The 11,040-nt window shown below is 71.9% G+C and carries 10 protein-coding genes; 8 read left to right on the top strand and 2 right to left on the bottom strand.

From position 1 onward, the window contains the following. The 6 genes from ACZ7DE_RS25330 to ACZ7DE_RS25305 form a co-directional block, all read left to right on the top strand. Positions 1 to 241: alpha-glucosidase C-terminal domain-containing protein (locus ACZ7DE_RS25330; protein ID WP_470764915.1), on the top strand; the 241-nt coding region annotated here is incomplete at its 5' end. Positions 242 to 269: 28 nt separating this feature from the next. Further along, a complete protein-coding gene (locus ACZ7DE_RS25325) occupies positions 270 to 1,631 on the top strand; it encodes a maltokinase N-terminal cap-like domain-containing protein (RefSeq protein ID WP_470764913.1) in 1,362 nt (453 codons plus the stop codon). Positions 1,632 to 1,636: 5 nt separating this feature from the next. After that, complete coding sequence (glgB, locus tag ACZ7DE_RS25320; RefSeq protein ID WP_470764911.1) at positions 1,637 to 3,841, top strand: 1,4-alpha-glucan branching enzyme; 2,205 nt, start codon at positions 1,637 to 1,639, stop codon at positions 3,839 to 3,841. 57 nt (positions 3,842 to 3,898) lie between these two features. Then, a complete protein-coding gene (locus ACZ7DE_RS25315; RefSeq protein ID WP_470764909.1) occupies positions 3,899 to 4,990 on the top strand; it encodes a glutamate--cysteine ligase 2 in 1,092 nt (363 codons plus the stop codon). 268 nt (positions 4,991 to 5,258) lie between these two features. Next, complete coding sequence (locus tag ACZ7DE_RS25310) at positions 5,259 to 7,163, top strand: AMP-dependent synthetase/ligase (protein WP_470764907.1); 1,905 nt, start codon at positions 5,259 to 5,261, stop codon at positions 7,161 to 7,163. 507 nt (positions 7,164 to 7,670) lie between these two features. Further along, the gene (locus ACZ7DE_RS25305) at positions 7,671 to 8,117 is read left to right on the top strand and encodes an ATP-binding protein (protein WP_470764905.1); all 447 of its coding nucleotides are present in this window, start codon (positions 7,671 to 7,673) and stop codon (positions 8,115 to 8,117) included. 31 nt (positions 8,118 to 8,148) lie between these two features. On the opposite strand, the gene ACZ7DE_RS25300 is transcribed toward ACZ7DE_RS25305, so the two are convergent. Both ACZ7DE_RS25300 and ACZ7DE_RS25295 read right to left on the bottom strand, forming a co-directional pair. Continuing rightward, positions 8,149 to 8,589, bottom strand: a complete 441-nt coding sequence (locus ACZ7DE_RS25300; protein WP_470764904.1) for an ATP-binding protein — start codon at positions 8,587 to 8,589, stop codon at positions 8,149 to 8,151. Beyond that, on the bottom strand, positions 8,586 to 8,957 hold the full coding sequence (locus tag ACZ7DE_RS25295; protein ID WP_470764902.1) for a PRC-barrel domain containing protein: 372 nt from the start codon (positions 8,955 to 8,957) through the stop codon (positions 8,586 to 8,588). The genes ACZ7DE_RS25300 and ACZ7DE_RS25295 overlap by 4 nt, the downstream gene beginning before the upstream one ends. Positions 8,958 to 9,156: 199 nt before the next feature. Here ACZ7DE_RS25295 and ACZ7DE_RS25290 point away from each other — a divergent pair, with 199 nt between their 5' ends. Beyond that, positions 9,157 to 10,038: an RNA polymerase sigma factor SigF gene (locus ACZ7DE_RS25290; RefSeq protein WP_470764900.1), complete on the top strand. Its 882-nt coding sequence runs from the start codon at positions 9,157 to 9,159 to the stop codon at positions 10,036 to 10,038. Positions 10,039 to 10,357: 319 nt separating this feature from the next. Continuing rightward, a partial coding sequence (locus ACZ7DE_RS25285) for a HAMP domain-containing protein (protein ID WP_359441437.1) occupies positions 10,358 to 11,040 on the top strand: 683 nt, incomplete at its 3' end.

The following is an 11,040-nucleotide window of genomic DNA, read 5'->3' as shown; positions in this document are numbered from 1 at the left end:
CCTCGCCTTCCTGCGCGAGTACGAGGACGACCTGGTGCTGTGCGTGCACAACTTCTCACGCTTCGCACAGCCCACCGAGCTCGATCTGAGCCGGTACGACGGCCGCCACCCCGTCGAGCTGTTCGGCGGCGTCCGCTTCCCCGCCATCGGTGAACTGCCCTACCTGCTCACCCTCGCGGGCCACGGCTTCTACTGGTTCCGGCTCACCAGAGCCGCGTCCCGGATCGGTCGCCGCCCGTGAGCGTGCGCCGAGGAATGGATGGGTCACCGTGACGAAGACCGCACCCCTGCGACCGGGCAGCGCGAGCGCCGTCCGCTCCGTCGGACCGCTCGCCGCGCTGCTGTGCGAGTGGCTGCCCCGGCAACGCTGGTTCGCCGGCAAGGACCGGCCGCTCACCGACCTGCGCATGCTGTCGATGACGGAGCTGTACCCGGGCTGTCTGCATCTGCTCGTGCACGCCGACCAGTCGGGTCTGCCCACCCCGGGCGGCACTCCCCCGGCCGGCGACTGCTACCAGCTGCTGCTCGGCCTGCAGGAGCATCTGTCGCCGCGTCTGGGGCGCGCTCTGATCGGCAAGGTGGAAGAGGGACCGCTCGCGGGCCTGACGGTCCACGACGCGTTGCAGGACCCCCGGTCGGCGCAGCTGCTCCTGGAACGGATGCGGCACCCCGGCCCGCTGGGCCCGCTGTGCTTCGAGTCGGACCCGTCCGTGTCGCTGCCGCCGGGGCTCGCGCCGCGGCTGCTGGAAGCCGAGCAGTCCAACACCTCGCTGGTGTACGGGGACGCGTTCATCCTGAAGATCTTCCGGCGCATCCAGCCCGGCGTGAACCCCGACCTGGAGGTGCCCGTCGCGCTGGCCGGGCAGGGCTGCGGGCGCGTGCCCGCGCCGGTGGCCTGGTTCAGGACGACGCATCCGCAGGAGGCGACGCTCGGCGTGCTCCAGCCCTTCCTGCCCGACGCGTCGGACGGCTGGACGCTCGCGCTGCGGGCCCTCGCCCGCGGGGAGGACTTCACGGCCGAGGCCGAGGAACTGGGACGGGCCACGGCGGACGTCCACCTGGCGCTGGCCGCGGCCCTGCCCGCCGGGCCGGACGCGGAGGACGGACGTACTGCGGCGGCGATGACCGAACGGCTGGAGGCGGCGGCGCACCATGTGCCGGCGCTGCGGCCGTTCGTCCCGGGACTCACCACCGCCTTCGGCGCGCTCTCCGTGTGCGACGCGGGCCCGCCCGCCCAGCGCATCCACGGCGACCTGCACCTGGGTCAGGTCCTGCGCGCCGGACGGGACTGGTTCGTCATCGACTTCGAGGGCGAGCCGTCGCGTCCGCTGGCCGAACGGCGCAGCGCCCACTCCCCGGTCCGCGACATCGCCGGGATGCTGCGCTCCTTCGACTACGCCGCCCGCCAGCGCCGCCCGTGGCGGCCGGAGTGGGCACGGCGTTGCCGGGAGGCCTACTGCGCGGGCTACGCGGCCCGCGCGGGCTGGGACCCCCGGAAGAAACATGCCCTGTTGCGTGCCTACGAGACGGACCGAGCCGTGTACGAAGTGCTGTACGAGGCCCGTAACCGTCCTGACTGGCTGCCCGTACCCATGGCGGCGATCGAACGACTCGCCGTCCGAGGAGGCTGACCCCCGTGGCCCTGCGTGACACCTCTCCGCCCGAGTCGGCCGGCCCTCGCCCGCGCACGGCGCCCGCGCTCGATCCGGCCGACCGCGGCCGTCTGCTGTCGGGCGCCCATCACGATCCGCACGCGCTGCTGGGCGCACACCCGGTGCGGGGCGGGGTTCTCTTCCGGGCCCTGCGCCCCTTCGCGGACGCCGTGAGCGTCGTGATCGACGGTGATCCCACGCCGTTGGTCTCGGAGGGCGACGGCCTCTTCGCCGCCGTCCTGCCCCTCGCGACGGTGCCCGCCTACACGCTGCTGGTGTCCTACGAGGGCGCCGAGCACAAGGTGGACGACCCGTACCGCTTCCTGCCCGCCCTCGGCGATCTCGATCTGCATCTCATCCGTGAGGGACGGCACGAGGAGCTGTGGAAGGCGCTCGGCGCGGAGCCGATGGCCCACCAGGGCGTGCTCGGCACCCGGTTCACCGTGTGGGCGCCGAACGCCCAGGGGGTCCGCGTCGCCGGGGACTTCTGCTTCTGGGACGGCACCGCCTTCCCGATGCGCTCCCTGGGCTCGTCCGGGGTGTGGGAGCTGTTCCTGCCCGGGATCGGCGAGGGCGCCCGGTACAAGTTCGAGATCACCTCCCGGTACGGTCACCGGTTCCTCAAGGCCGACCCGATGGCGCGGCGCGCCGAGGTGCCGCCGGACACCGCGTCGATCGTGCACGCCTCGCACTACGAGTGGGGGGACGGGGAGTGGATGGCGCACCGGGGCGACGTTCCCGTGCATGTGGCGCCGTTCTCCGTGTACGAGGTCCACCTCCCCTCCTGGCGACCCGGTCTGACGTACCGGCAGCTGGCCGACGAGCTGCCCGCGTACGTCAACGACCTCGGCTTCACGCATGTGGAGTTCATGCCGGTCGCCCAGCACCCGTTCTCGGGCTCCTGGGGTTACCAGGTCACCGGTTTCTACGCGCCGGCCTCCCGGCTGGGCACGCCCGACGACTTCAAGTACCTGGTGGACGCCCTGCACCGGGCCGGCATCGGCGTGATCGTGGACTGGGTGCCGGCGCACTTCCCCAAGGACGACTGGGCGTTGGCGCGGTTCGACGGGGATCCGCTGTACGAACCCGGGGACTCCCGGCGGGCGGAGCACCCGGACTGGGGGACGTTCGAGTTCGACTTCGGGCGCGTCGAGGTGCGCAACTTCCTCGTGGCCAACGCCTCGTACTGGTGCGAGGAGTTCCATGTCGACGGGCTGCGCGTGGACGCCGTCGCCTCGATGCTCTACCTCGACTACTCGCGCGACTCGGGACAGTGGACGCCCAACGTGTTCGGCGGCCGCGAGGACCTGGACGCGAAGGCGTTCCTGCAGGAGATGAACGCGACGGTGTACCGCCGCAACCCGGGGGTCGTCACCATCGCGGAGGAGTCCACCGCCTGGGAAGGGGTCACCCGGCCGACCGACAGCGGCGGTCTGGGGTTCGGGCTGAAGTGGAACATGGGCTGGATGCACGACTCGCTCCAGTACATCTCCAAGGAGCCGGTGCACCGCAAGTACCACCACAACGAGATGACCTTCTCGATGGTGTACGCCTACAGCGAGAACTACGTGCTGCCCATCTCCCACGACGAGGTGGTCCACGGCAAGCAGGCGCTGGTCTCCAAGATGCCCGGCGACTGGTGGCAGCGGCGCGCCAACCACCGTGCCTACCTGGCCTTCATGTGGGCCCACCCCGGCAAGCAGCTCCTGTTCATGGGGCAGGAGTTCGCCCAGGGCGCCGAATGGTCGGAGGCGCACGGACCCGAGTGGTGGCTGCTCGACCCCGGGTACGCCTCGGCGGGCGATCACCGGGGCGTACGGGACCTGGTGCGCGACCTCAACACCGTCTACCGGGCCACCCCCGCCCTCTGGGAGCGCGACACGGACCCGGCCGGCTTCCGCTGGGTGCTGGGAGACGCCGCCGACGACAACGTCTTCGCGTTCCTCAGGCACGACGCCCACGGAGCTCCGCTGCTCGCCGTGAGCAACTTCTCCCCCGTCGTGCGGCACGACTATCCGCTCTGCGTCCCGGGCGACGTGCCGGCCTGGCGCGAGCTGCTCAACACCGACGCCGAAGGCTACGGCGGCAGCGGCGTCGGCCCGACCGGCCCGGTCGCACCGCGCGACGGCCTGCTGCGGCTGACGCTGCCGCCCCTGGCCACGGTATGGCTGGCGCCGTCATCAGGTTGAACGGCACCGGACGGGGCAGTCGGGTGCGTACCACCCCCCAGAGAAAGGTCGGCTCGCGTGCGCACCGTCGGAGTGGAGGAGGAACTCCTCCTGGTCGACCCGGAGACGGGGGAGCCGCAGTCCCTGTCCGCCGCCGTCCTCGCCCGCGCCTCGCGGTGCGAGGTGAAGGACGGCGTCTTCGAGAAGGAACTGCACAACCAGATGCTCGAGTTCGCCACCCACCCGCAGTCGGGCATGGACGAGCTCGGCGCGGAGATCGTGCGCATACGCGGGGAGGCGGCACGGCACGCCCGGGAGACCGGGTGCGCGGTCGCCGCGCTCGCCACCTCGCCGCTGCCGGTCCGTCCCTCGGTCAGCATGAACAGGCGCTACCAGTGGATGGCGGAGCAGTACGGGATCGCGACGCGTGAGCAGATGGTGTGCGGCTGCCACGTCCATGTGTCCGTCGAGTCCGACGACGAGGGCGTGGCGGTCCTCGACCGGATCCGGCCGTGGCTTCCGGTGCTGGCGGCGCTGAGCGCCAACTCGCCGTTCTGGCAGGGCCGGGAGACGGGCTACAGCAGCTATCGCAGCCGGGTGTGGCAGCGCTGGCCCTCGGCGGGTCCGACCGAGCTGTTCGGTTCGGCGGAGCGCTACCACCGGCGGGTGGCGGACATGGTGGACACGGGCACGATCCTCGACGAGGGCATGGTCTACTTCGACGCCCGGCTGTCGGCGCGCTATCCGACGGTGGAGGTGCGGGTGTCGGACGTGTGTCTGCACGCGGACACCGCCGTGCTGATCGCCACGCTGGTGCGGGGGCTCGTCGAAACGGCCTCCCGGGACTGGCAGTCGGGGCGCGAGCCGGTCGACCACAGCGTGAGCCTGCTGCGGCTGGCCGGCTGGCGGGCGGCCCGCTCGGGCGTGACCGGAGACCTGCTGCACCCGAGGACCATGCGGCGCACTCCCGCCGGGACGGTCGTGAAGGACCTGCTGGAGTATGTGGAGGACGCGCTGGCGGACAGCGGGGACCTGGAGCGGGCCCGCACGTCCTGTGCCGAACTGCTCCGGAACGGCAACGGGTCACGGATCCAGCGCGAGGTGTGGGAGCGTACGGGCAGTCTGCGCGAGGTCGTCACGGCCTGCGTCCAGCACACGCAGGCCGCCTGAGACGCCGGGCGTTCGTCAGCGGCCGGCCCGAGACGCAGGGCGTTCGCAACCCGTCGGCCTGAAACGTTCGGCGTTCGTCACCCGCCGGCCGGAGGTGCTCCGCGGCCGGCGGCCGGGGCCCGGAGCACTCGTTCCGCGGCCCGAGATCATCAACCCGGATTACATATTCGTTCCTGGCCACAAGCGGTCTCACCTGGGCTACATTCGACCACCGTCGATGACAGTTCCCGTCGGCGGAGTCACAGCCCGTACACGTCAGGAGCAGCGCATGCGCGACTTCGCCCTCGCTCCCCCAGCCACCTCGCCCCTGACCGGAGGGCTCGCCGACAGCGTCTTCGAGACAGCCTCCCGTACCCCCACACTCGCCGTGCTCGCCCGTCGCGCGCACGCCGGCTCCGCCTCCTGGGAAGAGGTCACGGCCGTCGAACTGCGGGACGAGGTGGTCGACCTCGCCAAGGGGTTCGTGGCGTCCGGGATCTCCCCCGGCCACCGCGTCGCGATCATGGCGCGCACCCGCTACGAGTGGACGGTGCTGTGCCACGCCCTGTGGGCGGTGGGCGCGGAGGTCGTCCCGGTGTATCCGACGTCGTCGCGCGAACAGGTCGAGTGGATCCTGCGGGACGCCGCCTGCGTCGGGGTGGTCGTCGAGGACGAACAGAGCGTGATGACCGTGGGGTCGGTGTGCGCGGCCCTGCCTTCGCTGCGGAACGTCTGGCAGTTGGACGCGGGGGCGTTCGAAGATCTCACGCGGCGCGGCGAGTTGGTCCCCCTCACCACGGTGGACTCGCTGCGGCGGATCGTGCTCCCCGACTCCACCGCCGTGATCGCCTACACCTCCGGCACCTCCGGGCGGCCGCTGGGCTGCGCGCTGAGCCACCGGAGCCTGGCCAGCCCGTGCGACACGCTGCTGGCCGGCTGGGGACACACGGCGGCGCCCGCGGGCCGGCAGGCGAGCGTCCTGGCGTTCCTGCCGTTCTCCCACGTCTACGGCCTGATGATCCAGGGCCTGTGCCTGCGCGGCGGCATCCTGATGGGCCACGAGCCCGACCTCGGCGCGGACGCGCTGGCGGAGTCGCTGCGCACCTTCCGTCCGACGTATCTGTACGCGGTCCCCTCGGTGTTGGAGAAGATCTACAAGAACTTCCTGCGGGCGGCTCAGGAGGCGGGGCGCGGCGCCCTGTTCGAGCGGGCCGCGGAGACGGCCCGGGACTTCGCCGCCGCCGTCGAGCGGCAGCGTCTCGGCCGCGGCTCCGGGCCCGGCCTCGATCTGCGGCTCCAGCACGCCCTGTTCGAACGAACGGTGTACCGCAGACTCAGGGCCGCGCTCGGCGGCCGCGTCCACCGCGCCACCTCCGGAGGCTCCCCGCTCCACCGCGACCTGTCCCTGTTCTACGAGGGGATCGGCATCTACGTGCACGACGGGTACGGCCTGACCGAGACCAGCGGCGGGATCACGATGCAACCGCTCGGCCGGGAGAAGTCCGGCACCGTCGGACAGGCGCTGCCGGGCACGGACGTCCGGGTGGCGGACGACGGGGAGATCCTGGTGCGCGGCCCGTCGGTGTTCCAGGGCTACGTCAACGACGACCGGGCGACCCGGGCCGCGATGTGGGGCGGCTGGCTGGCCACGGGCGACCTCGGGTTCCTGGACTCCGACGGCTACCTCACGATCACCGGCCGCAAGAAGGACGTCATCATCACCAGCAGCGGCAAGAGCGTGGCGCCGACCGCGCTGGAGCAGCGGCTGCGGATGCATCCGCTCGTCCATCAGGCGGTGGTGGTGGGCGACAACCGGCCCTGCGTGGGCGCGTTGATCACCCTCGACCCCGACTTCCTGGCGCACTGGCGCGGGACGCTGGCGCTGCACGGCGACACCCAGAGCCGGGAGGCGCGCGAGGAGAACGCGCTGCGGGAGGAGATCGGGCGGGCGGTGGCCGCCGCCAACAGCGCGGTGTCCCGCTCGGAGTCCATCCGGGCCTTCCGCATACTCCCGCAGCCCTTCGACCAGACCAACGGACTGCTGACCCCCTCGATGAAGCTGCGCCGCGACTCGATCGTGGCGCACTACGCCGCGGAGATCGAGGCGATGTACCAGGCGCGCGCCCGGCTGCCCCGGCAGAGTGCTCCCGAGGAGGTGCTGAGCTGGGACGACGCGGACGACGTGTTCCGGTGAGTCGGCCCCGGCCGGTCCGCCCGGCCGCCTCCGCCCCGGACCGCGCGACCGCCCACCGCTTCGCCGCCCGGCCGCCCAGCCGCCCAGCCGCCCAGCCGCCCAGCCGCCCAGCCGCCCGCGCGGGCAACGAGGCCGCGAACCGGGCGAGTTCGGATCCTTCGAGACCGAGGAGAGCGCGCCCCTGGCGCCTGACGCGGCCGGTGCCCGGCCCGGGGCGGCGCCCAGCCCCCTGGCGGCCCCTGTCACGACCGACGTCCTGCCGAGCAGCACCGGCGTCCCCTCCATCCCGCCCCCTCCCCCGGTACTCGCTGTCACAGGGACGTGACGGATTGTCCGTCCGGGGGGCGGTACGACCGGAGCGCCGCCGCGGCCGGCCGTCCGCGCCCATATGCCCGGCCGGGCCGGACGCGTAGCCTGGGCAGCCCCGGGAACCCTGCAAGGGGCGAAGCCAGAGAGTCACACGAGAAAGGACGACGGTCCCGGCCGAGGAGGGACCGCACACACGACATGGCAACCGAGCCGCGGGGTAACGACGCATTGTCCTCCTGGGCGATTCCGAGCAGTACGGCCCGTTTCGCGGGTGAACCGCACGACGTGACGGGCGCGCGCCTGGCCGCGGAGGAGTTTCTTCGCGATCTGACGCGGGCCTCGCCGCCCGCGGCGCCGGAGTGCTGGCACGACATCGTGCTGATCGTCACGGAGCTGGCCGCCAACGCGGTCCAGTACGCTCCGGGGCCGTTCGAGCTGCATCTGCGCCGGACCTTCGACGGGGTGCACGTCACGCTGCACGACACCAACAGCACCGCGCCGACTCCGCGTCCGTTCCACCCCGACAGCGGCGGCGGGGGCATCGGCTGGTATCTGGTGCACACCCTCTGCACGCAGGTCAGCGTCGTGCCGAACCAGGAGGGTCAGGAGCCGGGCAAGGACGTTCACGTCTTCCTGCCGTGGTGAGGGCGCGGCGGACCGGAGCGCGGTGCGCCCTTCAGGCCGGGCGGGGGAGTTCGCGGATCGGCATGAACACGCTGATCGTCTTGCCGCCCGCCGGCCGCCTCTCGATGTCGATCTCCCGGGCCAGCCGGACGACCAGCGGCCAGCCGTAGCCGCCCGCCCGGTGTCCGGTCGACGGGGAGTCCGGCCCGTACGCCGCGGCCGGCACGACGTCGCTGTGGTCGTGCACGGCGACGCGGATCCCGTCGGGGGCGGGCGTCGCCTCGAACCCGGCCAGCCCGCCGCCGTGCCGGAGCGCGTTGGTCACCAGCTCCGACACGACGAGCAGCAGATCGATCACGTCCTCCTCGCGCGCCGGGCGCGCCGAGGGGTCCCACGTCGCGTCCACCACCGCGCGGGCGTGGGCCCGCGCCGACGCGGCGGTCGTCGGCGGGGCGGACGTCGCCCGGGCCGGCGCGAGTTCCTCCTCCCTCACGCCGATGTCGTCCCCCGCGGGGTCGCCCGCCGGTAGTGGTCGCCGACGGAGGTGAGATAGGCCGGGTCGCTCGTCTCGCTGTCGGTGCGGAACCGGGGCGCCTCCTTCACCTCGTCCTCCGTGCAGGCCAGCGATATCTGGCGGGCCGTGTGGTCGACGCCCGTCACCACGCCCACCGGGACGACGGCGCTCCTGCCGAACAGCCAGACGCCGGTGTCGACGACCAGGTGCCGCATGCCGTGCGGGCCTGCCTCGCGTTCCACGTGCCCGAGGGTGCCGTCCGTCGTCACTACGGCGTAGCCGGTGAGGTCCTGCCCCTCGACATGACCGCTGCCCGGCGTGTAAGACCAGATTCCGTCGATGGTCACGCTGCTCCCTTCTCGTGTTCCACAGCAGCAGTTACCCGCCCGCGGCGGCCGCATTCGGGGCGTGTCGGCCCCTTTGGGACCGAAGTGGGCGTGCCGTGACGGCCGCGTGAAAGGCATGTGCACAACATCCGGCATGGGATGGGGGCGCCGGGGCAGACGGACACCGTCATCGACCGGCTCGACGAACGGAGTGAACGGCATGGATGCCGTGACGGCACAGGCACCGACGGCCACGGCAGTGCAGGCGGGCGCCGACAGCCCGTGTGGAGGGGTTCCGTTCATCGAGTCGCCCGCCCAGGTCAGCCCCAAGGACGCGCGGGAGCTCTCACGCCGCTTCTTCGACCGGCTGGCGGTCGTGGAGGAGGGCACGCACGAGTACCAGTACGTGCGCAACACGCTGATAGAGATGAACCTCTCACTCGTGCGGTACGCCGCCTCCCGCTTCCGCGGCCGGGGCGACACGACGGAGGACATCGTCCAGGTCGGCACGATCGGGCTGATCAAGGCCATCGACCGGTTCGAGCTCACCCGTGAGGTGGAGTTCACCTCGTTCGCCGTGCCGTACATCGTCGGTGAGATCAAACGGTTCTTCCGGGACACGAGCTGGGCGGTGCACGTGCCGCGCAGGCTTCAGGAGGCGCGGGTCGAACTGGCCAAGGCGACCGAGGAGCTGCAGACCCGGCTGGGCCGGATGCCCACCACGCGTGAGCTGTCGGAGCTGATGGCGCTGTCCGAGGAGGAGGTCATCGAGGCGCGCAAGGCCTCCAACTGCTACACGTCCGCCTCGCTGGACGCGGCCCTGACCTCCGACGGCGGAGCGGACGGGGAGTCGGTGCTGGCCGACTTCATCGGCAGGGAGGAGCCGGCGCTGGAGCTGGTGGAGGACTTCCACTCGCTGGCCCCGCTGATCGCCGAGCTCGACGAGCGGGAGCGGCGGATCATCCATCTGCGGTTCGTCGAGGAGCGCACCCAGGCCGAGATCGGCAGGGAGCTCGGCATCTCGCAGATGCACGTGTCGCGGTTGATCAGCCGCTTGGTGCAGCGGCTGCGGACCGGCCTGCTGGGGGCCGAGGTCGCCTGACCGGCGGGCCCGGCGGCCCGCCCCGCACTCACCGGAAATCGCCCGGGACGGCATGCTCGCCGTCCCGGGCGAAACTATTTCGGGTACCCGTGTTTCCGTCGTGTATGCATCGTGTGCGCGGTCTGGAATTCCTGTGTGCGCGATGTGACGTGAGGCTTTGTTTCCGCACGCTCGGGTGGGTTAGCCTGCGGCGGATTTCTCTCATCGCACACTTCCGTGAACTGCGGAAACACAGGCGCGACATGCGGGGCAGTCCACCGGGGCGGCCCGGTTCCGAGTCCCCGCCCGGGGGCTCCTGGGGAGCGGAACGAGGATACGCATGACCAGCAACGCGACCGAGTCCTTGGACACGGTTCCCGGCGACCACGAGCTCCGGCAGCTCCTGGCCGGTCTGACGGCCGTTCGGGACGGGGACTTCGGCACCCGGCTGCCGACCGACGGCGACGGTCTGATGGGCGACATCGCCACCGTCTTCAACGGCATGGTCGACCAGCTGTCGGTCTTCACCTCCGAGGTCACCCGGGTGGCCCGGGAAGTGGGCACCGAGGGCACTCTGGGCGGTCAGGCGGAGGTGCCCGGGGTGTCCGGGACCTGGGCCGACCTGACGGACTCCGTGAACGCCATGGCGGGCAACCTGACGACCCAGGTGCGCGACATCGCCCAGGTGGCGACCGCGGTCGCGAAGGGCGATCTCTCGCAGAAGATCGACGTGCCGGCCCGCGGCGAGATCCTTCAGCTGAAGGAGACCGTCAACACGATGGTCGACCAGCTGTCCGCCTTCGCCGACGAGGTCACCCGCGTCGCCCGCGAGGTCGGCACCGAAGGACGCCTCGGCGGCCAGGCGCAGGTGCCGGGGGTGGCCGGGGTGTGGCGCGACCTCACCGACTCGGTCAACTTCATGGCCGGGAACCTCACCAACCAGGTCCGCAACGTCGCCCAGGTGACGACGGCGGTGGCCAAGGGCGACCTCTCCCAGAAGATCACCGTCGACGCCCGCGGCGA

This window comes from Streptomyces sp. NPDC037083 (genome assembly GCF_055606485.1).
Note: the sequence above shows the minus strand (reverse complement) of the source record. Positions and strands in the feature narration are given on the sequence as shown.

Coding starts and splice junctions, on each gene's coding strand:
- ACZ7DE_RS25290 (WP_470764900.1), top strand. CDS start 9,157: ATGGATGCCGTGACGGCACAGGCACCGACGGCCACGGCAGTGCAGGCG.
- ACZ7DE_RS25305 (WP_470764905.1), top strand. CDS start 7,671: ATGGCAACCGAGCCGCGGGGTAACGACGCATTGTCCTCCTGGGCGATT.
- ACZ7DE_RS25310 (WP_470764907.1), top strand. CDS start 5,259: ATGCGCGACTTCGCCCTCGCTCCCCCAGCCACCTCGCCCCTGACCGGA.